Below are 26,185 nucleotides of genomic sequence, written 5' to 3'. Positions count from 1 at the left end.
GGATAGGTGGCGGCGGCAGCCGCCGTTGAAGCCAGTAACCCCATTGCCAAAAGCAGGCGCGTTTTCATGCCAAAACTCCGTGTTAAGAAGAATAGTTATTATTATCAATTACCTTAACACAACCTTAAGTGACGGAAATAAACGCCACTTCAATCAGTTGTAACGGAGTTTTGCATTTGGCTGGCCAGGTGAAATCTGACAGCGTTTGGTCTGAGGCGATTGGGTAGGCTGCGGCATTTCGCATCCGTGCACCGCTTTTGACAAATGGCGCTATCTGCCGCTGGTGGATGATGATTATTCCGTCACATATTCACTGGAAACAGCATTTTGAGGAGATTGATCGGTAGTTAACCAGGTCGCCATGAATCGCCTGCTGCCGATCAGTGAAGCGCCGCATCAACACACCGCACATTGCGTAGCGGCGCGATTAATCGCGCAATGAATGGCGCCGCTACAATGTGTGCGCTCGATAGGGGTTTTCATCTCTAACTGACAAGCATTACGCCATGAATGACGACCCTACGATAGCGCCAGCTTTACCGCATCTTCAGCATGAATCAACGTGGTATCAAACAGCGGCACGCTGGCATCTTCGGGCTTTACCAACAGGGTGATTTCAGTGCATCCGAGAATGATGGCTTCGGCACCTTGCACCACCAGCCCAGCGATAATCTCGCGATAACGCGCCCGCGATTCGTTGCGGATCACGCCAAGACACAGCTCCTGATAGATGATGTCGTGCACCACCTTGCGTTCTGCTGCTTCAGGCACCAACACCTCAATTCCCGACCGATGAAGCCGACCTTTGTAGAATTCCTGCTCCATGGTGAACGCTGTCGCCAGCAAACCCACCTTTTTCACACCAGCCTGCCGAATACGCTGCGCCGTGGCATCAGCGATATGCAACAGCGGAATACTCACCGCATCTGTAATCTGCTGCGCCACTTTGTGCATGGTGTTAGTACAGAGCACAATGAAATCCGCCCCACCCTTCTCAAGGCTAATGGCGGCAGCTGCCAGAATTTCACCCGCCTTTTGCCATTCACCCGCGGCCTGCAACTTTTCGATCTCATGGAAATCGACGCTATACATCAGGCTGCGTGCAGAGTGCAAACCGCCCAACTGCTGTTTCACCTGTTCATTGATAATGCGGTAATAGAGCGCGGTAGATTCCCAGCTCATCCCGCCAATTAATCCGATCACTTTCATCTGCTTAACTCCGTTTTAAACATCCTGCTCAGCACTGTACGGGATTTCCGGCCAGCGCGCTGAGGGAAACAGCGATAGGCGGATATTGAATAGGTGGAACATCGGCGCAAACAGCGAATTCTCCTGCATTGCCGCCGCCTCCAGCCGCAGTAGCAGCGTATTCAATTCCGCCAGTAATTCTGGTTGTGGCACGCTTTGTAACGACTTCAGCCGACGTTTAAGAAACTGGCTTAATTCATGAAACATCGCCGCACTCTCAATGTGATGCGCAAGTAATAGCTCGCGATGACGTGTGTAATAGTCATAGCAATTCGCGCCCAACCAGGCTTCAGCAATCAGATTGCCACCAGAGACCAGCTCCGGTACTGGATCGACACGTTTACGCGGCAGGATAATGTTGACCTTATCCAGCGTGCGCGAGACAAACTGCTGGCGCGCCGTCAGCGTGACGCTATTCAGACGTACCGTGGCGATAAAGTGCAGCAGATCGCGTATACCTTTGCGCACCGCGCGTTTAGCGGTCCACGACGGACGCTTGTTGCGGATTAGCGCCGTAATCACCACCGCGAAAGCAATGCCCACCAGCGTCGAGAGAATAGCGTTCACTATAAGCTGTAGATCGGGTTTGAAATTGTGGCTCATGCCAATTAAGCTTGGAATCTGCGTGGCGACAATCAAACCAATCAGGTTGGTCGACGGATTGGCGATTACCAAGCCCAGCGCCAGCAACCCCGGCGCAAGGCAGATCACCAGCGCTTCGAAGGTGACCGCCTGCGGAATCAACAAGGTGATGTAGAGAAGGCTGATGACCACCGAGATCAACACGCCTTTAAGGAACAACTTCATCGGCGCAATCGGACTGTCCATTCCGGCAAAGAAGGAACAGAGCACGGCCGCCATCATCGGCGCGGTGGCACCATCAACCCAGCCGCTACCAATCCAGAATACGCAGGTCACAAACGTGGCGATAAAGGCGGTAAACGACGACAGCAACAGCAATCCTTTATCAACGTGCTTATGCGCGCGCGCCATTTTTCCGGCTTTCACCGCTGGCGTCCACTCACTCACGCGCTCGCTGACGCTTTGATAGGCATCGACAATGCGCACGAAATTGAGCAAGCGTTCCAGCAAACCCATCAGCAGAATGCTCTCCTCGCTGTTGAGCCTACTTTGTTGCCAGGCCTGCTTCAGCTGTTGTTGCGCGTCTGTGAGCTTATCGCGCACCGGCAGCTGATCTTCGCCGTTCAGCCACAGCAAGAACTGCTGGAACACCTCGGCGATGTAGTCAGGAAAGCGGATTTGCTGCTGCGCCAGTAGATTCAGGCGCGATTCAATCGCCGTCAGCGTGGGAATAAAATATGACAGGTGCTGATACTGCACGCTGACTAAACGCACCAGCCGCCGCGCCGCATCGCCTTCATAGACGCAATGGGTAATTAACGTTTCGACATTCAGCGGATAATTAGCCATCTGCACCAGAATATCTTCGCGCTCGACTGACTTATCGGCCGGCATCACCGTGACCAGTTCGCTGCACAGCTTGCGCGCGTTCTGATACCACAGGTTGACGCTCTGCTCTAACAGATTGCGCATCGAAACCGGCCAAAGCAGCCGATGCACCAGGCTGCTGCAAATGATCGCCACGGTAATCTCCTCAATACGGGAAATCACCGTGTAGGTGATGGCCGAGGGCGACACCACATCCGGAAAGCCCATGATCGCCGCGCTATAGCCTGCCAGCATAAACACATAGCTTTTCGGCGTGCGGTCGTGCAGTGAAAGATAGAGGCAAACCGCCACCCACAGCGAGATACACAGGCTAAACAGCAGCGGATCCTGCACCGTAGCGGGATAGATCAACAGGGTAAACAGCCCGCCCAGCACGGTGCCGAAGAAGCGGAAAATCGATTTCGATACTGTCGACCCCGAATAGAGCTGCGAGGCAACGTACACTGTAGTCAGTGACCAGGCCGGTTTATCGAGATTGAGTTCCAGAGCGATATAAAAAGCCAGAAAGGCAGCAAGACAGGTTTTAGCAGAGAACAGCACTGCGCTTCGTGAAAACCACTTCATAGAACAGGTAAGACCTTATGCAGGCAGCGGAATTACTTATCCTGACAGAAGCTTATCGCAATGGCATTTTGATTTGTTATACAAATTATTACCGTGCTAATTATATGGGCATCTATGGAAATATCTGCGCCTTGTTGCGTGGAATACTGATTACAGTGAATGATCTGGATCACATAAAAATCAGTTATAAGCGATCGAAATTAGTTATTTATTGGTTATATAAGGCCTTTGCTAAGGTGGCAAAAAAACCACGAGAGAATCATCATGAAAGTAAAACGTCCTGTCCTGAGCGCATTAGCCCTCAGCGTTGGCCTGCTCTCCGCACACGCCTTTGCCGCTAACCCAGAAACCGTCACTATTGGCTATCAAAAAGCCAATATCTTTGCCTTGCTGAAATATCGCGGCACGCTGGATGAAACCTTTAAAAAAGAAGGCATCAACATTCGTTGGGTAGAATTCCCGGCAGGTCCGCAGATGCTGGAAGGATTAAACGTTGGCAGCATTGATTTGGCCGCTACCGGCGATGCCCCACCCGCTTTCGCTCAGGCAGCCAAAGCCGATTTGATCTATCTCGGCCATTCACCCGCCAACCCTAAAACCGAAGCCATTGTGGTGCCAAAAGATTCATCGATTAAAACCGTTGCCGATTTAAAAGGTAAACGTGTTGGCCTGAATAAAGGCTCCGACGTGAACTATCTGCTCGTGAAAGCATTAGAAGATGCTGGACTGAATTATAAGGATGTCACGCCAGTGTATCTGCCGCCGGCCGATGCCCGCGCGGCGTTTCAGAAAGGTGCGATTGATGCATGGGTAATCTGGGATCCGTACCTTGCAGAAGTTGAAGCGAACGCCGATGCGCGTGAAATCCGCAACGCTGAAGGGTTAGTCCCACATTACACCTTCTATCTTGCCAGCCGTCCGTTTGCCGAAGGTCATCCTGATACCGCGAAGCAAGTGGTGGATGAGCTCAGCAAACTCAGCGATTGGGCGAATAAGAATCAGGACGAAGCCGCTGCCATTCTGTCGAAATCAACCGGCCTGGATAAAGCCATCTGGCAAACCACCATCAAACGTCTGCCCTACGGCGCATCACGCATGACACCGCAGGTGTTTGATGAGCAGCAGGCATTAGCCGATACCTTTACGCGTGTAGGCTTGTTGCCGGTAAAAGTGGATGTACGCAGCGCAACCTGGTCGCTGGATAAGAAGTAAGTCATCACAAACTAGCTGGTCGCCGTGCAGTTATTTGACGAGGGTTTCGTAGGGTGCGCATTTATGCGCACCTACTTATATGACGTGCAGCCACTGCCTGGCGCCAGCGCGCTACACGTCACTGACCGAACGCACCGGTTCAGAAACCGGAAAGGTGTTTTCTAAAGGAAGAGAACTCATAACGCCTCACGTTGTTGTTTTGTAGTGCAGGTGAGGTTGTTATAAGCGTTTAATTTGTAGAGCCAAAACAACATTTATTGATATTAAATTACATATATATCAATAACATAATTAAAGTCAGGCAATAGAAATACCCGGACGCGCATGCCGAGTCCGGGTGGTAGCAATAAGGAAAAAATTAGTCAGCAGAAACCGGCACCAGCACCCCTTTTACCAGCGGATCGTCGGTGGTTTTGAGCCATTGTTGAACACGCGGATCGGAGAAGGCTTTTTTCAGTTTCTCGATATTTTCCTGCTCCAGATACGGCGTACCAATCACCAGCTGCGAAGCGAAGGTGCGCGGCGCAGGCGGGAAGAGAATACCTTTCTCGCGCGGTACCTTACCAGCATCGAACTGCGACACGTAGCCAATCGCCGCATCTACCGAGTTCAGCGCGCGCGGCATGGTCAACAAATCCAGCTCCTTAAAGACGAAGCCGTGTGGATTGCCGACGATATTCTTCAGCCTGGCGGTGCGCGGCTCCACGTTGGGATCGAGCGTGATTAAGCCCTGACGCGCCAGCAGCCATAATGCCTGGCCCTGATTAGCACCGTCATCCGGCACCACAACTGTCGCACCCTGCGGCAAATCGGCCACTGATTTGTAGCGATCGGAATAAATGCCAAACGCCCACTGGAACAGCGGTAATGCCGAAGTCAGCGCAAAGCCGTTGGCATCCACCACTTTCTTCAGCCACCACTGATGCTGGTACACCGTGGCGGCATACTGCCCTTCCGCCACTGCACGGTCGGCCTGCACCGGATCCTGCACGCCAACGGCTTCAAGTTTTAGGCCGTAATCCGGCGCAATGTGCTCGCCAACGTATTCAATCAACTTCTGTTCGCCCGCCATTGCCGGCTCAAAATGCACTTTCAGCGTGCTGCCAAATACCACCGCCTGCGGCTGCTGGCTGCGCCAGAACCAACCGCCTGCCGCCAGTACAACGACCACTATAATCAGTAGCAGCCACGGCCAGCGCCGCGTTTTACGCAGTTCAAAATCTTGTGTTGTCATAATGAGGTCCCCTGAGGATGGCGTAATGCGGTAACCAGGCGGTCGCCGAGAAACTGGATGGTTTGAATTAAGGCGATCAGCACCACGATGGTGGCGAGCATGATGTGGTTATCGAAGCGCTGATAGCCGTACACCACCGCCAGATAGCCAATACCGCCCGCGCCGATGGTACCGGCAATGGCGGAGTACTCAATCATGGAGATCAAATTGAGCGTCACCGCCGCGACAATCGCTGGTAGCGCTTCGCTGAGCTGTGCCGAACGGATGATTTGCCAGCGCGAACCGCCACATACCAGGCCGACCGCAGTCACTTCGCCAGGCAATTCGCGCAGCGCGTTATCCACCAGACGACCAAAGAACGGAATGCCTGCGGCAATCATCGGCACCACCGCTGCCGGAATGCCGATGGTGGTTCCGGTCAGCCAGAAGGTGAACGGGATGATGGCGGCCATTAACACCAGAAAGGGCAGCGAGCGCCCCATGTTGACGATCCAACTGAGTACGCGATGAATACCGCGATGTGGAAACAGACCGCGCGGCGAGGTGTTAAACAGCACCACGCCCACTACGCCGCCAAACGTCACCACGAACAGCATCACAATGGTGACCATCAGCGCCGTTTCACCGAGTGCGGGCAGCATCAATGCCGGGATTTCTGGCCACGGCGTATCCTGACTTATGACTGATACGCTCATACCGCTTCCCTCAGTGGTAACACGCTGCCCGATACGCTGGCGATTAAGCCCAGTTGCTCTAATTGCGCCAGCAAACGCGCTACAGGAACACGCTCATGCTGGAAGTGAATGCCCACCTGCAAGCGTCCGGCCTGCAGACCATTGACCTGCTCGACGTGCGCGCCGAGCAGATCAATACGCAAACCCAACTGCTGGCTGAGGCGTGAGATCCAGTCACTGGCAACTGCCACATCGGTACGATAGCTAAGCTGTAGTATCAGCTCGGCGTCGCCCGCTTGCGGCGTCAGCGGGAACAGTCGCTGCCCCAGCACAGAATCCGGCTGTGCCAGCAGCTCTTTCACCACGCCATACTACACAATCTGGCCATCGCGAATTTCGGCGACCGCATCGGCTGCTTGTCTTACCGCGTCCATTTCATGGGTAATCAGGACAATCGCCAGCTTGTAGTCATCGCGCAGTCTTTTTAGCAGATCGAGGATGGTGACAGTGGCTTCAGGATCGAGGCCGGACGTGGCTTCATCGGCCAGCAACACCGAGGGACGCAACGCCAGCGCACGCGCAATGCCAATACGTTGACGTTGGCCGCCGGAGAGCTGATCGGGATAGGCTTTAGCTTTGTGGCTGAGGCCAACGCTCTCCAGCAGTTCACTCACGCGCGCGGTGATGTCGCGTTCCACCACGCCGAGATAGTGCAGCGGCAGCTCGATGTTCTCCCACGCCGTTTTGCGTTGAAGCAGTGCGGAAGACTGGAACACCGTGCCGATTGAACGACGCGCCTGGCGCAACGCTTCGCCATCCAGCCGGGAGAGATCGCTGCCGTTAACGCGAATGCTGCCAGAACTCGGTTGCTCCAGCAGGCTGATGCATTTCGCCAGCGTCGATTTCCCCGCGCCGCTCGGCCCCACCACCGCAGTGATATTGGCCTGCGGTACTTGCAGGCTGATAGCTTTCAGCACCTCGGTCACACGGCCGTCCGGCGCGCGGTAGTGCTTGCTGAGCTGATCTATCTCGATCATGAAACCTCCTGCGGCGTGGAAGTTTTGACGCGGTAACCCGCGCCCGGATGCGGTGCCTGCAACTGTGGACCGGCAGCAAATAACTTCTCGCGCAATGTGCCCTGCGCGTACTCTTTTTTGTATACGCCGCGCTTCTGCAGTTCCGGGATCAGCAGCTCAACCACATCTTCAAAGGTTTCGTGCGTTATGGCGTAGGCGAAGTTGAAGCCATCGACGTCGGTATCCTCTATTCAGCCCTGCAACTCATCGGCGACGGTTTCTGCGCTGCCAACAATCAATGGGCCAAAGCCGCCGATGCCCACCCAATCCGCCAGCGCTTGCACCGTCCACTGACGATCGGGATCGGCAGTGGAGAAGGTTTCAACCGCTGATTGGATGGCGTTGGTGTGGATGTATTTCAGTACCTGATCCGGCTGATACTGACTGAAGTCGATACCTGTCCAACCCGATACCAGCGCCAGCGCGCCTTCGTAGCTGACCCAGCTGGTATACTCCTTCCACTTGGCCTGCGCCGCTAAGTCGGTTTCACCAACAATCACGGTTTGCAGATTGAAGATTTTAATACTGTAGGGATCGCGGCCAGCTTCCACCGCACGACGGCGAATATCGGCGACGGTTTTCTTCAGCAACACTTTCGACGGGGAAGCGACAAATACACATTCAGCGTGTTCTGCGGCAAACTGCTTACCACGGCTGGATGCACCAGCCTGGTACAACACGGGCGTACGCTGCGGTGACGGTTCGCACAGATGAATGCCTGGCACGTTGAAGAAGGTACCCTGATGATTGATAGGATGGATTTTACGCGGGTCGCTGAAGATACGGCGTTCGCGGTCACGTAACACCGCATCCTGCTCCCAGCTGCCTTCGAGCAGCTTGTACACCACCTGCAGATACTCATCGGCATAATCGTAGCGGCTATCGTGATCGATCTGCGCTTTGTGGCCAATATTGCGCGCACCGCTCTCCAGATAAGAGGTCACGATGTTCCAGCCAATGCGCCCTTTGGTCAGGTGATCGAGCGTGGATAAGCGGCGGGCAAATGGATAAGGATGTTCAAACGACAATGACGCCGTGAGACCAAAGCCGAGATGTTCGGTGACCAACGCCATCGGGGTGATGAGCGCCAGCGGATCATTAACCGGCACTTGCGTCGCCTGGCGAATGGCCGCATCGCCGTTGCCGTTCAGCACGTCGTAAACGCCGAGCACGTCTGCAATAAACAGACCGTCAAATTTGCCGCGCTCGAGCAGGCGCGCCAAATCCACCCAATATTCCAGATCTTTATACTGCCAGGAACGGTCACGCGGATGCGCCCACAGGCCCGGCGACTGGTGTCCGACACAGTTCATATCAAATGCGTTCAAGCGAATTTCACGTTGCGATGGCATAGCAATCTCCATAGCGAGGCCGTGATCGTGTTACGACCCGGCGTTCGTCAGTTAATTTTTAGGATGTTGAGAGATTAAAGCGCTGAAGGGGGACATCGCTCGACCTGAGCGATTTGCAGTTCTTCTAAAATGTTTTTCGCCACATCGGCGGCGTGATCGGCGACCTGCGGCAAGCCCATCAGTTCACCGAAGCGCGCACGGGCCGCCGGACCCACGACCCACAGACGCGCGTTTATCTCGCCTGCGCGGTTGAGTGCCTGCGACTGACTGTCGACATCAATACCGAAGCCCAGCCGATCGGGGCGAATCAAACCCTGCTGGCTGAGCGACTGCAGTAAAGGTTGGCTGGCGGTTAAGGCTTCATGGCCGGGGCCGGTGGTGACGATCAGATGATCGAGAAGGTGCGTTTGGCGATCGCCCTTGCGTGTGCGGAGTGTAATCTCCAGCTGCTTACCGCGCGCGGCAATAGCGGCCAGGCGCGCAGCCTGCACGTTAAGGCTGCCTTGCTGCTGACGCTGGCGGATTACTGCGGAGACCTGCGGCGCGATACGATAGCGATGCACATCCCACCACGAGCGCAAATGGCGGACAAAACGCTGCTGCTCGCGTAACGGCAGCGATTGCCAGATGTCCTGACCTTGCACACGCACCTGATCCAACACGCGCTGCCACGGTAGTTGTTGTTGCGCTGCACGCGCAACTTCCGCGCGGATATGACGGAGCCAGTGACGTGCGCTGGGCACATCCTGCGGAGCTAACGTCCATTCTGGCCAGTCACCGCTCAGGTTGTCACGCGAGAGCTGTCCACGGCGCGAGAAGGCGATAAGCGGACCACGATGCTGACGCGTTCCCAACGATGCCACCACGTCAGCCATACTTAAGCCGGTGCCAATAATCGCTACCGATGCCGCCGGAACGATGGCATCTAACACGCCATGCTGCCACGGATTGGCTATCAACGCCGGGTGCGCCGAAAAAGGCTGCAACACACGCGGCAGCGACGGCGGCGGATGGCTGATTGCTAATGCCAGCACATCACCTCGCAGGGTTTCACCGTTGCTGAGCAACAACTGCTGCCCTTCCCAGGCAATCGCGCTGGCCTGAATGTGGCGCAGCGTGATGTGCGGATGCGCTTGCGCTGCTGCCGCAAACTGCTCTGCCAGATAGCGACCAAACATCCCACGCTGCGGATAGACCGCGCCATCAGCGCAATGCGCTACTGAATCCAGTGAACATTCAGGCTGAGCGCGATACCAGCGATCAAAGGCGCCCTGCTCTTCACCACTCAACTGCATGCGTGAAGCAGGCACATTGATGCGGTGCGCAGGCTCCTGCGTGGAATAGGCAACGCCGCCGCCGAGATGATCGCGCGGTTCGACCACTGTAATCAGTAATTCGGATGACGAATGACGTGCGAGATGAATCGCCAACGCAGTACCGCTGAAGCCGCCACCCACAATGATTACCTGTGCCGTTGCCATCGCCTTCTCCTGCATTAGCTGGCGCTTGTCTGTTTTGACGGACGTTTGTCACCACCAATGGTTTCACCAAACGGGCCGGTATTAATAGTGCGTTCACGCTGCTGCTGACCGTTAGCCAGTGGCAACAGCGGCAGCAGCAGTTCGGCGACGCGATGGGCCTCTTCCAGATGCGGATAACCCGACAGAATGAAATTAGTAACGCCTAAAGCCTGATATTCACGAATGCGCTCCGCCACCTGCTCTGGGCTGCCAACCAGTGCAGTTCCGGCACCACCGCGTACCAGCCCCACGCCCGCCCACAGATTGGGGGAGATGTAGAGATTATCGCGCGAGCCGTTGTGCAAGGCACTCATACGCGCCTGACCGGCGGAATCCATACGCGCAAAGATTTTCTGCGCCTGCGCGATGGTCTCCTCATCAAGATGCGCAATCAGTTTATCAGCCGCCGCCTGAGCCTCTTCTTCAGTCTCACGCACAATCACGTGTAAGCGGATGCCATATTCCAATTTTCTTCCACGCTGTTCAGCACGTGCACGCACCACTTCCAGCTTCTCAGCAACCTGGGCTGGCGGTTCGCCCCAGGTAAGATAGGTATCGATTTGCTCAGCCGCCACATCAATTGCCGCTTCAGAGGAGCCGCCGAAATAGAGCGGTGGGCCATTTTCCTGTACCGGCGGGAACAGCACTTCCGCCCCTTCCACATGAATATGTTTCCCTTCGTAGTCCACTTTCTCACCGCGCATCAGGCGACTGTAGACATCAAGGAACTCTTTGGTGACCTCATAGCGTTCACTGTGGTTGAGGAAAATGCCGTCACCTTTGTTCTCAATCGGATCGCCTCCGGTCACCACGTTTATCAGCAGGCGGCCTTCGGATAGACGATCGAGCGTGGTTGCCATGCGCGCGGCGAGCGTTGGCGGCTGTAAGCCAGGACGCACCGCCACCAGATAGCGTAAGCGGCGGGTGATAGGCGCTAAGGCCGACGCAACCAGCCACGAATCCTCGCAGCTTTTGCCGGTAGGAATTAACACGCCGTAGAAGCCGAGATTGTCGGCGGCCAGCGCCACTTGCTGTAAGTAGGGTAAATCAACCGGGCGTCCACCTTCAGTGGTGCCAAGATACCGTCCATCGCCGTGTGTCGGTAAAAACCAGAAGACATTGATTTTATCGTTCGCGGAATCGGCCATTATGCTTTTCCTATATAACTTTATTAATAAATGATTATTTTGAAGTGTTTATTTAGTTATATAGCTCTTAGCAGGAAGCGTGCCAGGTCACTTTTTCGTACGAATCGCCGTATATCAGACTGTTAGCACTTAGACCCGATGTACTCACAGTCGCGTTTGCAACTCAGGCACAACAGCAATTGCTGCATATGCAACTGCTTATGCTTTTTTCATGGTGTTCTTAGTCTGCGTGAGCATTTAGCGTGGTGCTACGCTCGCTCAAGGATTCACTGCCATGTTAACGCCTTACGCCAACCTTAATGATTCTCCTCGCCTTGTCGATCCCGCTTCTCTGGCGTTCCAGTCGCTGCTGGATAAATTCGCCCCAACTGATGCCACGGTGCTGATTGTCGGCGAGACGGGAACCGGCAAAGAAGTGGTCGCGCGCTATCTTCACCATCATAGTCAGCGACGTCATGGCCCTTTTCTGGCCGTCAACTGTGGAGCACTGACCGAAAGCCTGGCTGAAGCCGAACTGTTTGGCCATGAGAAAGGCGCGTTTACCGGCGCGACTCAATCACATCCTGGCTGGTTCGAATCAGCGCAAGGCGGCACCTTGTTGCTGGATGAGATTGGAGAGCTGAGTCCATCGCTGCAAGTTAAATTGCTGCGCGTTTTACAGGAGCGTGAGATTACGCGAGTGGGTTCGCGCAAACCGATTAAGGTGGATGTGCGCGTGATTGCTGCCACGCATGTGGATCTGGCTCAGGCGATACGCGAGCGACGCTTCCGCGAAGATCTGTTTTATCGGTTAAATATTGCCGTGGTTCCTTTGCCGCCTTTGCGCCAGCGGCGTGACGATATTCCGCTGCTGGCACAACATTTCCTCGCCCTCTACGCACGAAGGCTGGGACGTCCCGCACGTCGACTCTCGCCTGATGCACTTGAAGCGCTTCTTGAGTACAGCTGGCCGGGCAATATCCGTGAACTGGAAAATACGCTACACAATGCCGTATTGCTTAGCCGCGAAGAAACGCTGACGCCAGTGCAACTGCGACTTGCTGGTTACAGTGAACGCGGCTTCAACGACACCGCAGATTCCACACTCGACAACTTTCTCAAGCAGCAGCTAAGTAATCAACCACAGCAGCTGTTTGACCGGGTCATCAACAGCCTGATTAATAATGCGCTGGAGATGACCGAACAGAATCAAACGCAGGCCGCTACGCTGCTGGGTATTAGTCGGCATACGTTACGTACGCATCTGGCAAATCAGGGTGTGATTAAAGGACGCCGCAAGGTCACGCTATCACCAACTGTGTCTGTTCCGCAGGGCACGCAAGAGCGTGAACTACGTATTGGTTATCAGAAGTTCGGTAATCTTGGCGTGTTGAAAGCACGCCAGAGCCTTGAACACGGCTTTGCTCAGCAGGGCATTAATGTGGTGTGGAGTGAATTCCCGGCAGGGCCGCAACTGCTGTACGCGCTGCAAAATAATGAGATTGATTTTGGCACCACTGGCGAAGTGCCGCCGATCTTCGCACAGGCCAACGGTAGTGCCGTAACCTATATCGCCTGGGAACCCCCGGCGCCAAGCAGCGTAGGCATTGTGGTGCCACAGGATAGTGATATTCGCAGCGTCAGCGATTTACGCGGCAAACGCATTTCGGTTAATAAGGGTTCCAACGTTCACTGGTTACTGCTGCAATTACTGGAGGAAGCGGGAATCGGTCTTGAGGAACTCAAAGTAGTTTACACTCCGCCAAAGTATCCCTTAACGGCCAGTGATTATCTGTCAGTTGATGCGTGGATGATGTGGGATCCGCTGCTTAGCGCGGCCGAAAGCAATCCAGAACTGCGCATTTTAGTGAATGGTGAAGGGCGCGTGCGTAATCATCAGTTCTACCTGGCGCGACGTGATTACGTTGAGCAGCATGATGATATTCTCAGGCAGCTGGTTGAAACTTTGCAACAGACGGGATTATTTATTGATAGTCATCGTCACGAAGCTTCCGCTTTATTGGCGCTTGAACTAGGGATGGAAATCGCATCGGTTGAACGTGCACTGACGCGCCGCAGTCATAAAACCCGCGCCATGGCATTTGAAGTGATTAAAGAGCAGCAGATCATTGCTGACCGATTTTATGCGTTGGGGCTGATTAATAAACCTGTTCGCGTGCGTGATGCAATCTGGCAGTTTTCATCAGCGTTATCACTGGTTGAGTAATTCTCACGGTTAAAGTTATCCACGCTTTCTGTGGATAAAGCATTGAATATCATCTGGCTAAACGTAACTCGGAAACGAGATTTTAGGCTAAATAAGCGTTATAAGCTGGCGATTTCACCCTGAAATTATTTATAAAAACCCTTTATATTCATATTCATAACATTGAAATTAATTGGGCGAATAGCTGAAATTTCACCCTTCTTGCCGATAATTATCTCTTCTTAAACTAGCTGCTGCTGCTTAAGCATACAGCTGGTCAAATAGCCTGCAGTTAGTTAATAAGTACTGGTTAATTAGTTTGGGTAGCCAACATTGATTGGCTTGGAATAGCGGCGATTTCAGCCTGAAATTTCGTTGGCGACAACCTATTTTTCATACAGTTAGCGATGAAATCGGACTGGCGAAGGAAAGAGAAGGGCAAAAAAACCGCCCGAGGGCGGCATTGCGATTATTGATTTAAATATTTGTTGAGCGTCTCGTTGATTACCCTGTCCAGCTCTTCCTGTAGCTCTTTCGACTGACGATTAAACTCATAGCTAAACATACGTCCACGCGTTTTCTTCCGCGCAAAGCGATCTTTGTCTGCAAAACTCCACAGCGGGGTTGCGATGGTTTTGTCTTTGGTCGGCGATTGAATCAGCGTCTGGCTGCCATTGCGCACCAGACGCAGAATGCCATTCTTCACTTCATCTTCTGCCAATCCATCGCGAGCGCATACGGTATCGACATCCATACCAATGGTATCGATCAACGCATCAACCGTTTGGCCGGTTTCCTGCAGTTTTTCGTAGGCCTGCAGCAGCGTTTTGTAATCTGGATAGGTCAGTTCAGAGTGGTTGGGGAATAACGTTACCAGCTCCAGCGGTACGCTGGCGGCCTGCAAAGCACGCGTCACTTTAGCCTGCGAAAGACCTTCGCTCTGCGCTATTTCCTTTTGCGACAAGCCACCGTCTTTCAGTGCCAGTAGACGCATGCCCACTTCGCGCAGATTATGCTCTCGCGCGGTTTGAATATCCTGAGCCAATCGGCGCGCTTCATCAGCGGTAATAGCGACTTCGGTGACCAACACATCAAGCCCGGTTTTGCAGTGCAGCGCCGCAGCACGACGACGGGAGCCGTCAAGGATTTCAATGCGGTCATCGCGCTTCACGCCAATTGCCGGGAAAAATTGCTGCAGTTTGATGGTGCGGATAATGTCGCGCAATGATTCCGGCGTCAGCCCTGACTGATCACGACCATTGGTTTCCATCTTGACGAAGGTTTTCTCTTCTATTTCCTTCGCCGTGATGTGTTCAAGCGTGAACAGCGCGCGCTTGCCGGTTGAAAGGATGAAGGTCTGAGAATGGCTATCCGCGCTCTCCTCAGTTTGCAAAGGTGTCTGGCTGAAGGTTCGGCCAATAGTGATTCTTTTTGCGCTCATAATAACCTCAGTTCAGGCGAATGAATTCAATACGATCAAATACGGCTTTGGCGAAATCTTCCGCCGCTGAACGCGCATTTTTTAAGGCCTCGGTGCTGCCCACATAGGTTGAGGGATTGGCTGAGATTACCGTGTCAAACGACTCACCACAGCGCTCAAAGCCATCCAGACGCGGTAACGCAGCATCCAGCATATCGCCGCCAAAAATCTCTTTTGCCAGGCTGTGGCACAGTTTGTGGTCGGCTTTATTAGAGAGCTTTGACATAAAACCGATATTGCCCTGTAAGCGGCAGGCTGCGCCTGACTCTTCAATGATGCCAATCAGCTCCGGCAAACGCGTCAGATACTTTAACGTGGAGTGGAAATCCACCTGCGCGGGGGGCACTGGCGTCATCAGCAGGTCTGAAGCGGCAATAGCGTTCTTCAGGAAGGCATCCAGATGTGGGCCGCTGTCGATAAAGATGAAGTCATAATCTTTCTTCAGCTTGGCCACCACATTTTCATACAGGACCGCGTGAATATTCTGCTCCGGCAAGTGGGCAGCACAAAGCTCTTCCCAGCGTGAGGCAATAAAGGCGTCATCAATCGAAGCCGGCAGCACATCGACGCCGGGAATAATCGACGAAACGATAAACTCATTGAGCAATTCTTCACGGCTGACGTTTTGCAGCATAGCCTGGGCGGCTGTCGCTTCCACTAATCCCACTGAACGCTGATGATTCAGGAACATGGTGGCTGAAGATTGCGGGTCAAGATCGATGACCAGAATACGCAAATCTTCAAACAGCAAATGAGGATGCGCACGCAAAGCATGGGCAAGCGAGACAGTGGATACCGTTTTCGACACGCCGCCTTTCAGGTTACCCACAAACATTGTGAACGCTTCGGCGTGACGATCGCGATATTTGGGTACGCCGCGATGATGATAGATGTCGATGATGTTTTGAATCGACATCGCATACTTGGTAGAGCTTCCCGCCGCGCGTTTATCGAATGGATAGCCGTTTTCTTCCATTTCATTCACCGCATAATCAACGCTCGCACGCGTCAATTTAGGCAGTTTGGCTAACGCCGCTTTCGCGTAAACCTGATAAAACGTGTTTTCACGCAACTCTTCTTTTTGTGCCTGAATCTGTTCGGTCAGGCTCATTAGCATGCGCTCTGAACGTTGTGCGACTTTCAGAACCTGCTTCTCATCGTTAGCCATACTTGCTCCACACATGTAGGATTTATGACTTTATACATAAATCCTGCACATGAGGCAAATATATCTCTTCTGCACAGGAACAATAAGTTCTGCGAAATCACCTTGATTAAGATGGGCTTATCGCAAACGTTCACTGTAATCAGTGATCACGTTTTAATCTTTCAGGTTATTTCGCTCAGAAATGAATCGCTCGTTCTTTCTTCGTTAGGTAAAGATTCACTGTAATCAGCAACTGGGTTCGTACTTTTGCTGCTTTAAAGAAAAGGCAGAGGAGGGCGATTACGACTGAAATAGGCCAATCATTCACTGTAATCAGTAGAGGTTATCAGCTGAAAGCTAACGTTCACTGCAATCAGTAAAAGGTTCACTGTAATCAGTAATTCTCCGATAAAGATTCACTGTAATCAGGAGATCTCATTTGTTCTTCCGTTCTGGAACATACGCTACGGTTTAACCTTGACCAACCGAGCGTTCACTGTAATCAGTACATTAGGATGGTAACGACCTAACGCCAGTAAACATTCACTGTAATCAGCAAAATGGCTTGAGCGCCATTCCAGCAAACATTCACTGTAATCAGTGGATAACCTCGTGGCTTGGTTTAACGTTCACTGTAATCAGTAACTCAAATCTGAAAGATGAGCTGGGCATTCACTGTAATCAGTAAATGTTATGACGCGAAGAAGAACATTCACTGTAATCAGTAGAAGTGAATTTGCTTCTTATGAGGAGTGTTCACTGTAATCAGTAGAGCATCTTCTGGCAGTCTACATCAGAGAATGTAATGCCCGGAAAAAGGATGCTGACACTGTGCGTGCGTTGAGTGAAACATTCACTGTAATCAGTACGCACTTCACTTTCATTCGGTCAGATTAACTCGGGGTTTTGGTATTGGTGTTCACTGTAATCAGTAAACTTACCACGAGAAACTCAGCCTGGAACGTTCACTGTATTCAGTAAAACGGATGCATTTCCGATGATGGTTATTTTGCTTCAAATCCGGATAGGGCAGGGCAGGAGAAACAAACATTCACTGTAATCAGTGGCAGCGTGACGTTGTTTTAAAATGACACTTTAGTCCTTAATAGAGTGCTTCAACTACGTTCACTGTAATAAGCAGACGAGCCCAACGTTCACAGTAATCAGTGTTGTGACCAACCCTGTCACTTTTACTGTTCGTATCAACAGGATAAATGCTGATTACAATGAACGCTGACAACAAAAGCAATAAAACCGTATTTTTTTCAAAAAGTTACACCTAAATATTCACTGTAATCAGGAATACTTTAAGTCTACGTCATTCACTGCAATCAGCAGAGCTACTCGTGGTATTTGACGTTCACTGTGAACAGTAGAATAGGGATATAAGTCTATATGACGTGATGCAGAACCGCCCTTGTAAGTACTCACTATCAATAATTATCAATGAAAACGTGGATTCGTTGAAATGATACTCTTACGATGAGTGGGATTTGGCAATGAGTTGCTGATTACAGTGAATACTACTGATTACATTGAATGCCGGTAGGATTGCTGATTACAGTGAACGAAGGGGAAAAAGCAGGTGTCACTTTTGCTCAAAAAGTGACACCGCTGATAGGCGATTACTGATTACAGTGAACAGAACGCATCACTCTTCAAACTCGATATCTTCCAGCGAATCGATACTTTCAAGATTGCTAATGCCATCAAGTTTTGGTGTTCTGCTATGAATGATAAAAAACACCGAGCGGCCACGTTTCACTTCCGAGTAGTCGAGATAGCCAATCTCTTTCAGCTGCTCCATTGCACGTCGAACCACGTGATTCTGCGTTGTAGTCTTTGAACCAAGATTGAGTCGCATACGTAAACGAGCAAGTGAAATCGGCGCGGGGTTCGTCGGCAGACTTTCAAGATAGGTGTATAACGCTTGCGCCGACTCTTTACGTTTGAGGCGTGAAATCGCACGCAGCTGTAACAACACCTTGTGGTCAAAATTATACAGTTCAAATAACTTTGGATCGGCCTGGATTCGCACCAGATCCTTTTCACGATCGTAATACGCCGATTGCACAAGGTGAGTGTGATAGGCTTTGCCATTACCTTCAAAGGACAACGTGTTGGTTGCGATGCGTCGCAAAGAAGCATCTAAACGCTTACGTAGCGCTGCTGACGAGTTCGCTGACGGGATCCCGCACATCTTAACGAAATCGATGAACGGCAGCGTCACGGTATCGCCCTTTGAGGGATAACGCGAGAAAGACTGAATGATGCCAGCCCAGGTTTTGAAATCATTATCCATATCCAGCCTTGCGCCGGTAATGGTAATCTTTTCATAGCCTTCAGACTTCACCAGTGAAAGGTTCTTCAACTCTTTTGTCGCATCTGTCGATGCCATCGCACCGGACTTACCGCGCGCAGTTGATTTCAATGTAGGAACAAACAGACCCAGGCGCATCAAAGCGACCGGTTGTACGGTGTTATTTTTATTTGGGTGCAGTTGAATAACTTCACCACTGTTTTTTGTCACCGACAGAAAAGGCTCGAGTAACGCCTTGTTTTCACTCTCTTTATCTGCCATAGCCTGAGATCTTCATTCTGTGGATGAAAAGGGTCGTCTTCTGATTACAGTGAACATTAACACTGTTTATAGTGAACATTCTACTCTCTATAGTGAATAAACTACTGACTACAGTGGACACTTTACTCATTATAGTGAACGCGATCACCTTCTGAGGCCTTGTGGGGTGCGGCCTGCGACGATCGGGGATCTCTTAGGATCTCTTTAAGATCTCTATATGATCTTTCTTTAAGATCTATTCACTGTATAACTGAATAACATCAGTTCTGAAGCGGCTTGCACCCCTTAAAACACCTAAAACACCTTCATCGCGTCAACATACCTTTCGATCCCTTAAAACCATCAGTTCCTGGCAAGGAAGATCCTTCCACTTCTCCTGATGTGAACAACTTCCTCATTATTATTCATTTTAAAGAAACTTCTGCCGAGCGTAAGGTAAACACCATTGAGCATCACTTCACTAAGGCAGAGGACATTTCCATGACTGACAACGTTATTTCTCGCAATCCGACCAACGGCGAAATCATTGCGACCTATCGGCTGCAAAGCCCAGCTCAGCTTCAGTCTGCACTGCAAGAAAGCGCAAATGCATTCGCTGAATGGCGTTACACCGCAATGCCACAACGTGTAAAAGTATTGCGTCAGCTGTCAGAGCAAATTCGTCAGCGTCAGGATGAGCTGGCAACAATGGCCACACTGGAAATGGGCAAGCCCATCGCTCAGGCGCGTGCTGAAGTTCTTAAGTGCGCCAATCTTTGTGACTGGTACGCAGAGCATGGTCCCGCGATCCTCGCCGACAAACCGACGCTGGTAGAAAATCAGCAGGCATGGCAGTCATTTCGACCGCTAGGTGTGATCCTCGCAGTCATGCCGTGGAACTTCCCTTATTGGCAAGTGCTGCGTGGCGCAGTGAGCATGCTGCTGGCCGGTAATACCTATGTGCTAAAACATGCGCCAAGCGTCATGGGATCAGCGAATCTGATGACTTCACTGTTTGATGCGACCGATCTGCCAAAAGGTGGATTCACCGTAATTAACGTCGACAACGATGGCGTCTCAGCCGCGATTAAGGATCCGCGCATTGCCGCGGTAGCGGTCACCGGCAGCGTACGTGCTGGTGGCGCAATTGCAGCACAAGCCGGTGCGGTACTAAAGAAAACGGTATTAGAGTTGGGCGGCGCGGATCCTTTCATTGTACTGGCAGATGCAGACCTCGATGCTGCAGTGGCCTCAGCGGTCACAGGACGCTACCAGAACACCGGACAGGTCTGCATGGCAGCCAAGCGCTTCATCATTGAAGAAAGCGTCGCAGAAGCGTTTGAAGCGCGTTTCAGCGCAGCGGTTCGGGCATTGAAGATCGGCGATCCTTTGGATGAAGAAACCTACATCGGCCCAATGGCGCGTTACGATCTACGCGATGAACTCGATAATCAGGTTCAGCAAACCATCAGAGAAGGTGCGCGTTTAGTGTTAGGTGGTCATAAGATCGATGGCGTTGGTAACTATTACGCTCCAACGATCCTTGCAGATGTCACGCCAGCCATGACCGCTTTCCAGCAGGAAATTTTTGGCCCAGTTGCCGCGATTACCGTAGCGCGAGATGCGCAGCACGCGCTTGAACTGGCCAACGACAGCGAATTCGGTCTGAGCGCCACGGTGTGGAGTGGTAATGAAGCTGTTGCCAATGAACTGGCAGAAAAGCTGGAAACTGGCGCGGTCTTCATCAACGGCAATGGCGCATCGGATCCGCGTGTCGCTATTGGTGGCGTGAAGAAAAGCGGCTATGGCCGTGAGCTCTCAAGTTTTGGTGTCCATGAGTTCTGTAACATTCAAACCGTGTGGAAAAACCGCCGTTAATTCTCCAGGGGCGCGTTAACCGCGCCCTTACTCCTGCCTGCATCCCCGCCTAAAACCGTTACACACCCGTTAAAATGTTGTGGACCAGTTCAAAAAATCCACCAGTGGTATTATAAAGGTATTACATCTGGTGTTAGATTTTCCCCACCTACACCGGGGAGTCCAATTTAAATGAAAACAACAATCCCAAAACTGTCATTCATGATGTTTTTAGAATGGTTTATCTGGGGCGCATGGTTTGTACCACTCTGGGCATTTCTCAGCAAAAACGGCTTCTCGCCGGTTGAGATCGCCTGGTGCTATGCCTGCACCTCGATAGCCGCCATCCTGTCACCGATCCTGGTAGGATCGCTGGCCGATCGCTTCTTCCAGGCACAGAAAGTACTGTCGCTGCTGACCATCGTCGGATCGATTCTGATGTTTCTTGCCGCCCAGCAAACGCATTTCAGCGGCTTCTTCCCTTTGCTGTTGCTGTATGCACTCACTTATATGCCAACCATTGCGCTCACCAACAGCATCGCTTTTTCGCATGTCGCTGATGTGGAGCGTGATTATCCGCGCATTCGTGTTATGGGGACGATTGGCTGGATCGCGTCTGGCATCGTTTGCGGTTTTCTGCCGCCGCTGCTGGGATATGGCGATATCTCCGCAAGTAATGTGCCGCTATTGATCACCGCCGCCAGCTCACTGTTACTGGGCATTTTCGCGCTGACACTGCCCGCAACGGAGCCAAAAAGTAGCGGTAAATTCAGCCTGCGCGTAGCGCTTGGCCTGGATGCGTTGCATTTGCTCAAAGATCGTAGCTTCCTCGTCTTCTTCATCTGTTCGTTCCTGTTCAGCATGCCGCTGGCGTTCTACTACATCTTTGCTGAAGGCTATCTGACTGAAGTCGGCTTGCCGCATGCAACCGGCTGGATGACGCTTGGACAGGTATCGGAAATCTTCTTCCTGCTGGCGCTGCCCTTCTTCATTAAGCGCTTTGGCATCGGCAAAGTGCTGCTGCTGGGGTTAACCACCGCTGCACTGCGCTATGTGTTCTTTGTGTTCGGCGGTGATCAAAACATGCTGACTTACGGTTTGCTGTTTATGGGCATTCTGCTGCATGGCGTCAGCTACGATTTCTACTTCATTACTGCCTATATCTACGTTGATAAGAAAGCGCCCGTGGCGATGCGCAATGCCGCGCAAGGTTTGATAACGCTCGCCTGCCAGGGCATCGGCAGCCTGCTCGGTTATCGTCTTGGCGGCTATCTGATGCAGGAAATGTTCGCCTATGACCAGCCGCGCAATGGCCAGACGTTCAACTGGGCGGGCATGTGGATGTTTGGCAGCGTGATGATTGTGATAATCACCATCGCCTTTATTGTGCTGTTCCGCGACGGCAAAAAACGCAGCGATGAACTGACCGCTTTTGATAACTCAGCAACTGCTGAAAGCCATAAATAAGAGATTTCACCATGACGATGACACTGCAAGAAAAACGGATTTTAGGCGCGTTTTATGGCCAGGCGCTGGGCGATGCGATGGGCATGCCATCAGAATTATGGCCGCGATCGCGCGTGAAACAACATTTTGGCTGGATCGATCGTTTCCTGCCCGGTCCGGCAGAAAATAACGCCGCCTGTTACTTTGGACGCGCATCTTACACTGACGATACGTCGATGGCGCTGGCATTAGCTGATGCGATCGTGACTCATCATGGCGAGATCAATGCGGAAACCATTGGCGCGAATATTTTGCACTGGGCGGAGTCGTTTGATGCCTTCAATAAAAACGTACTGGGGCCAACCTCAAAAATCGCGCTCAATGCCATGAAAGCCGGCACGCCGGTGTCGCAGCTGGAAAATAATGGTATGACCAACGGCGCGGCAATGCGCGTCTCGCCGCTCGGTTGCCTGGTGCCTGCTCGCGATCTCTCCACCTTTATCGAGGCCGTCGCGCTGGCATCGAGCCCAACGCATAAATCAGATGTTGCGATTTCCGGTGCTACGGTGATTGCCTGGGCGGTGTCGCGCGCTATTGATGGCGCTAGCTGGGCAACCATCTGCGATGAACTACCAACCGTCGCGCGTACGGCGCAGGAAAAGCGCGTGACTACCTTTAGCGCGTCAATGGCGGCGCGTCTGGAGCTGGCGTTGGGCGTGGTTAAGCAGGGCAGGGGCGTGGAATCCAGCATGCAGCAGATTTACGATCTGGTCGGCACCGGCACCAGCACTATTGAATCGGTACCGGCAGCGATTGCCATGGTGGAACTGGCAGAAACCGATCCTAATCGCTGTGCGATTCTCTGCGCTAACCTCGGCGGCGATACCGACACGATTGGCGCGATGGCGGTGGCTATTTGCGGCGCGCTGCACGGTATCGATAGCATTGATACTGAGCTGAAAGCCGAACTTGATGCCGCTAACGCACAGGATTTCACGCGCTACAGCCAAGCCTTTCTCGTTTTCCGCCAGCAGCGCGAGGCCGCTTATGCTGACGCCTGACGATCTGCAGCGACTTGAAGCGCACCTGCCGGTGTGTGTAATTGGTGCGGCAGTGGTGGATGTGATTGCCGATGCGTACTCGTTGCCGCATCGCGGCAGCGATATCGAGCTCCACCAGCAGGGCGTCAACGTAGGTGGCTGTGCACTGAATGTAGCGATTGCACTGCATCGACTCGCTATTCCATCAACCAACGCGCTGCCGCTCGGCAATGGCATCTGGGCGAGCATCGTGCGGCAGAAGCTAGCGGAATACGGGATTCACAGCGTACTGGAAACAGCGAAAGGCGATAACGGTTGGTGCCTGGCATTAGTTGAACCGGATGGCGAGCGCACCTTTCTTTCAGTAAGCGGCGTGGAAAACCAGTGGGATGCTGCACTGCTCAGCTCGCTGCCGCAGCCGGCTAATCGCTGGATCTACCTTTCAGGTTATCAACTCACCAGCAAAAGCGGTGAAGTGCTGATCGATTGGCTGGAGCAGCAAACTCAGCCCTATCAACTGCTGGTGGATTTTGGACCACGGCTGGCTGATATCGCTAATACACATTTTGATCGCATTATGGCCTGCCATCCACTGATTACAGTGAACAGACAGGAAGCAGAACTGCTGTGGCATGAACGTCTCGGTGAGCATCAACCCTTTGATGTGCAGCAATTAATGACGCGCTGGCAGCAGCGTTTTAACGCTGCGCTGGTGGTGCGGCTTGATAGCGAAGGTGCAGGTTTCGTTGACGCTGACGCTCAGGGCTGGATACCGGCGCTGCCGACTCAGGTCGTTGACACCATTGGTGCAGGCGACAGCCACGCTGGTGGTCTATTGGCGGGATTGGCTTCAGGTTGGTCGCTGGCGGAGAGCGTCGCGCTGGGCAACATCGTCGCGTCTTATGTGGTTTCACAACGCGGCGGCGACTGCGCGCCCGATCGCGCCACGTTAAGCACCTATTGGCAGCAGCGCCTTACTCAGCAATAAACACATACATGTCGCTACGACAGTAGCTAATGCTGTACTCCAGCGGATTGCCCTGCGCATCTAACGCCAGCTGCTTAATAACCAAAATGGGTACGTTGTCGGGCAGGGCGATCTGCTGCTGGAGCGCCTCATCAGGCATGCGAGCACTCACTCTACTTTGCGATTTCACCGGCAGGATTTGCTGCTGGTGGAAATAGTCGTAAAGCGAAATACCAATCTCATCTACATCAGCGATCAAGCGCGCCGGCACCCAGGATTCTTCAACGGACACCGCCAGTTGATCGACATAGCGAATTCGCTTCAGCAGAAAAACCTCACTGCCTATAATCACGCCCAGCTTCCCGGCAATTTCGGCGCTACAGTGGATTTTACTTTTGTTAATCCACACCGTATCCGGCTTCTTACCGCGTAATACCGCTTGTTGCGACAAACCTTTCGGCTCTTTCAGTGAATACTCAAACTGACTGCAAATCTGCGTGCCGTAACCGCGTGAGCGCAGCACCACCCCCTCTTTTTCCAGTGCATCCATGGCTTTACGGACCGTAATACGCGAAATACTCAGCGATTGGCTGAATTCACGTTCACTCGGCAGGATCTCTTCATGCACCAGCACGCCATCGCGCACCGCATCTTTAATCGCGCTAGCGAAACGTTTGTACAGCGGCGTGCGGCTCTCATCGGCAAGGGTAGAAGTAAGCCGCGAAAATAGTGCTGTTGGGTCGGTCATAGCAGGTTGGTTCACTCAATCCGGTAAGCGGCAGAACGCTATGATACTGACTTTTTGCGGCGGGCGAAGCATCTTTGGCGGTTACTGTTAGCGTCGCCGTTTTTAAGGTTGATGGAATGTCTGATGGTAAAGGAGATTTGATCTTACCCGTAAGCAAGACTATAGTCGTGCTTACGGATGTAATAACGGCAAGGAAGGGAAAATGGGAATTTACCTGACGCCAGAATTTCAGGACGGACGTTCAAAAGCACGAATTACAGATACAGTGTTATGCAAGGCGGCAAGGTCGATTTTCGCCGGGCTTTATGGTGATCACCTGGGGCGATTCACTTATAAGAAGCGATTGGGCTTACCCGGCGTTGGTGCTTCTGATGGGGCGCGCTGCATCGTGTTTTTTAATGACGGAAAGAATATTTATTTCTTTGATATGTATTTAAAAAGCCAGCTTTCAAAGAAGAAAGGCAAAGAGTTAGAAGACGATGAAATCGATGCGTATTGTAAAATTGCCCGAGATTTCATTGCGATGCCTGACGAGCTCATTGAGACGTTAGTGAAAGCTAAAGAGTTGATTGAGGTAACCTGTAATGACTGATCGTTTGAAAAAAATCCAGAACATGGCGCAACGCTACAACCAATTGGGTGCAGTGAAAGATGAAACGCTTGCTGAAATCAATGCAGCGATTGAAGCGCGTAACATTCCACCCGTGCGCACAATGAGCGGTTTAGAAATCAAAGCCGTACGCTTGCGCTGGAATATGTCACAAGCGGCATTGGCATTAACCACCGGAATGTCGGTAGAAAGCGTGTCAAAGTGGGAGCGCAACGAAAGCAAGCCAAACAATGCCGCCCTACGTATTCTCAATACCATTGATGATAAAGGGCCAGCTGTCTTTATCCTCTAAACAATAAAAGCCCCTTTGGGGCTTTTCATAATGCGAAACTCAAAATCAACGCTCATCAAACGGCACGCCGCCTTTGGACTTATGGTGTTTTGGCGTTTCGATGATGGAAACCGTCACCGAATTGGCATCGATCTCGAACGAGTCCGCCACCGCTGCAGTGACGGCCCTTAATAACTTTTTCTTCTGCTCCACGGTGCGACCTTCTGCCGCATAAACAACGATTTCTGGCATATCTGCTTCTCCTTGACAATGAATATCAATTTTCAGCATACCTCAGGCAAAGGCAATCCGGCAGCGTGAATCTCAGCGCAACGCAGCCTGGCGCAAATCCGTTCAGCGTTCCATAAATGCAATC

At 52.2% G+C, this 26,185-nt stretch carries 19 protein-coding genes and 2 pseudogenes; 8 read left to right on the top strand and 13 right to left on the bottom strand.

The genetic code is table 11. The features are described from left to right. Positions 1 to 519: 519 nt before the first annotated feature. The gene (locus tag PMI17_RS03415) at positions 520 to 1,209 is read right to left on the bottom strand and encodes an aspartate/glutamate racemase family protein (protein ID WP_007886134.1); all 690 of its coding nucleotides are present in this window, start codon (positions 1,207 to 1,209) and stop codon (positions 520 to 522) included. A gap of 15 nt (positions 1,210 to 1,224) precedes the next feature. Beyond that, positions 1,225 to 3,282: an FUSC family protein gene (locus tag PMI17_RS03410; protein ID WP_007886133.1), complete on the bottom strand. Its 2,058-nt coding sequence runs from the start codon at positions 3,280 to 3,282 to the stop codon at positions 1,225 to 1,227. A gap of 264 nt (positions 3,283 to 3,546) precedes the next feature. On the opposite strand from PMI17_RS03410, the gene PMI17_RS03405 reads away from it, so the two are divergent. Beyond that, positions 3,547 to 4,494 carry a sulfonate ABC transporter substrate-binding protein gene (locus PMI17_RS03405; RefSeq protein ID WP_007886132.1) on the top strand — a complete coding sequence of 316 codons (948 nt, stop codon included), beginning with the start codon at positions 3,547 to 3,549 and terminating at the stop codon, positions 4,492 to 4,494. Positions 4,495 to 4,852: 358 nt separating this feature from the next. On the opposite strand, the gene PMI17_RS03400 is transcribed toward PMI17_RS03405, so the two are convergent. The 6 genes and pseudogenes from PMI17_RS03400 to ssuD form a co-directional block, all read right to left on the bottom strand. Then, on the bottom strand, positions 4,853 to 5,728 hold the full coding sequence (locus tag PMI17_RS03400; RefSeq protein WP_007886131.1) for a MetQ/NlpA family ABC transporter substrate-binding protein: 876 nt from the start codon (positions 5,726 to 5,728) through the stop codon (positions 4,853 to 4,855). Beyond that, the gene (locus PMI17_RS03395) at positions 5,725 to 6,423 is read right to left on the bottom strand and encodes a methionine ABC transporter permease (protein WP_007886130.1); all 699 of its coding nucleotides are present in this window, start codon (positions 6,421 to 6,423) and stop codon (positions 5,725 to 5,727) included. The genes PMI17_RS03400 and PMI17_RS03395 overlap by 4 nt, the downstream gene beginning before the upstream one ends. Further along, positions 6,420 to 7,439, bottom strand: a pseudogene (locus tag PMI17_RS03390) (methionine ABC transporter ATP-binding protein). Before PMI17_RS03390 ends, PMI17_RS03395 begins: the two are co-directional and overlap by 4 nt. Continuing rightward, a pseudogene (locus PMI17_RS03385) lies at positions 7,436 to 8,830 on the bottom strand (LLM class flavin-dependent oxidoreductase). The pseudogenes PMI17_RS03390 and PMI17_RS03385 overlap by 4 nt, the downstream one beginning before the upstream one ends. Before the next feature lie 74 nt (positions 8,831 to 8,904). Continuing rightward, complete coding sequence (locus tag PMI17_RS03380; protein ID WP_007886126.1) at positions 8,905 to 10,311, bottom strand: FAD/NAD(P)-binding protein; 1,407 nt, start codon at positions 10,309 to 10,311, stop codon at positions 8,905 to 8,907. 14 nt (positions 10,312 to 10,325) lie between these two features. Further along, a complete protein-coding gene (ssuD, locus tag PMI17_RS03375; protein WP_007886124.1) occupies positions 10,326 to 11,498 on the bottom strand; it encodes an FMNH2-dependent alkanesulfonate monooxygenase in 1,173 nt (390 codons plus the stop codon). Positions 11,499 to 11,772: 274 nt separating this feature from the next. Here ssuD and PMI17_RS03370 point away from each other — a divergent pair, with 274 nt between their 5' ends. Then, positions 11,773 to 13,704: a sigma-54-dependent Fis family transcriptional regulator gene (locus PMI17_RS03370; protein WP_007886115.1), complete on the top strand. Its 1,932-nt coding sequence runs from the start codon at positions 11,773 to 11,775 to the stop codon at positions 13,702 to 13,704. A 448-nt stretch (positions 13,705 to 14,152) separates the two neighbouring features. On the opposite strand, the gene PMI17_RS03365 is transcribed toward PMI17_RS03370, so the two are convergent. From PMI17_RS03365 to PMI17_RS03355, 3 genes are all read right to left on the bottom strand, one after another. Then, positions 14,153 to 15,124, bottom strand: a complete 972-nt coding sequence (locus PMI17_RS03365; RefSeq protein ID WP_007886113.1) for a ParB family protein — start codon at positions 15,122 to 15,124, stop codon at positions 14,153 to 14,155. A 7-nt stretch (positions 15,125 to 15,131) separates the two neighbouring features. Beyond that, on the bottom strand, positions 15,132 to 16,331 hold the full coding sequence (locus PMI17_RS03360) for an AAA family ATPase (protein ID WP_007886111.1): 1,200 nt from the start codon (positions 16,329 to 16,331) through the stop codon (positions 15,132 to 15,134). Positions 16,332 to 17,961: 1,630 nt separating this feature from the next. Continuing rightward, on the bottom strand, positions 17,962 to 18,891 hold the full coding sequence (locus PMI17_RS03355) for a RepB family plasmid replication initiator protein (RefSeq protein ID WP_007886110.1): 930 nt from the start codon (positions 18,889 to 18,891) through the stop codon (positions 17,962 to 17,964). Between the two features lie 480 nt (positions 18,892 to 19,371). On the opposite strand from PMI17_RS03355, the gene PMI17_RS03350 reads away from it, so the two are divergent. The 4 genes from PMI17_RS03350 to PMI17_RS03335 all read left to right on the top strand — a co-directional run bounded on the left by PMI17_RS03350 (position 19,372) and on the right by PMI17_RS03335 (position 24,201). After that, a complete protein-coding gene (locus PMI17_RS03350) occupies positions 19,372 to 20,748 on the top strand; it encodes an aldehyde dehydrogenase family protein (RefSeq protein WP_007886109.1) in 1,377 nt (458 codons plus the stop codon). Between the two features lie 171 nt (positions 20,749 to 20,919). Then, positions 20,920 to 22,194: a nucleoside permease gene (locus PMI17_RS03345; RefSeq protein WP_007886108.1), complete on the top strand. Its 1,275-nt coding sequence runs from the start codon at positions 20,920 to 20,922 to the stop codon at positions 22,192 to 22,194. An 11-nt stretch (positions 22,195 to 22,205) separates the two neighbouring features. Then, positions 22,206 to 23,234 carry an ADP-ribosylglycohydrolase family protein gene (locus tag PMI17_RS03340; protein ID WP_007886107.1) on the top strand — a complete coding sequence of 343 codons (1,029 nt, stop codon included), beginning with the start codon at positions 22,206 to 22,208 and terminating at the stop codon, positions 23,232 to 23,234. Next, positions 23,221 to 24,201 (top strand): PfkB family carbohydrate kinase, encoded by a 981-nt coding sequence (locus PMI17_RS03335; protein ID WP_007886106.1) that lies wholly within the window; start codon positions 23,221 to 23,223, stop codon positions 24,199 to 24,201. Before PMI17_RS03340 ends, PMI17_RS03335 begins: the two co-directional genes overlap by 14 nt. On the opposite strand, the gene PMI17_RS03330 is transcribed toward PMI17_RS03335, so the two are convergent. Continuing rightward, positions 24,188 to 24,928, bottom strand: coding sequence for a GntR family transcriptional regulator (locus tag PMI17_RS03330; protein WP_007886105.1), 741 nt, complete (start codon positions 24,926 to 24,928; stop codon positions 24,188 to 24,190). The two genes, PMI17_RS03335 and PMI17_RS03330, sit on opposite strands and share 14 nt — an antisense overlap. A 202-nt stretch (positions 24,929 to 25,130) precedes the next feature. On the opposite strand from PMI17_RS03330, the gene PMI17_RS03325 reads away from it, so the two are divergent. Next, positions 25,131 to 25,520: a type II toxin-antitoxin system RelE/ParE family toxin gene (locus PMI17_RS03325; protein ID WP_007886103.1), complete on the top strand. Its 390-nt coding sequence runs from the start codon at positions 25,131 to 25,133 to the stop codon at positions 25,518 to 25,520. Beyond that, positions 25,513 to 25,830 carry a DNA-binding transcriptional regulator gene (locus tag PMI17_RS03320; RefSeq protein ID WP_007886102.1) on the top strand — a complete coding sequence of 106 codons (318 nt, stop codon included), beginning with the start codon at positions 25,513 to 25,515 and terminating at the stop codon, positions 25,828 to 25,830. Before PMI17_RS03325 ends, PMI17_RS03320 begins: the two co-directional genes overlap by 8 nt. A gap of 45 nt (positions 25,831 to 25,875) precedes the next feature. Here PMI17_RS03320 and PMI17_RS03315 read toward each other — a convergent pair whose 3' ends face one another. After that, the gene (locus tag PMI17_RS03315; protein WP_007886101.1) at positions 25,876 to 26,061 is read right to left on the bottom strand and encodes a tautomerase family protein; all 186 of its coding nucleotides are present in this window, start codon (positions 26,059 to 26,061) and stop codon (positions 25,876 to 25,878) included. Positions 26,062 to 26,185 lie beyond the last annotated feature (124 nt).

Source organism: Pantoea sp. GM01, from assembly GCF_000282675.1.
GTDB lineage: Bacteria > Pseudomonadota > Gammaproteobacteria > Enterobacterales > Enterobacteriaceae > Pantoea > Pantoea nemavictus.
The sequence above is the reverse complement of the archived record's forward strand: the minus strand, read 5'-3'. Positions and strand labels throughout refer to the sequence as shown.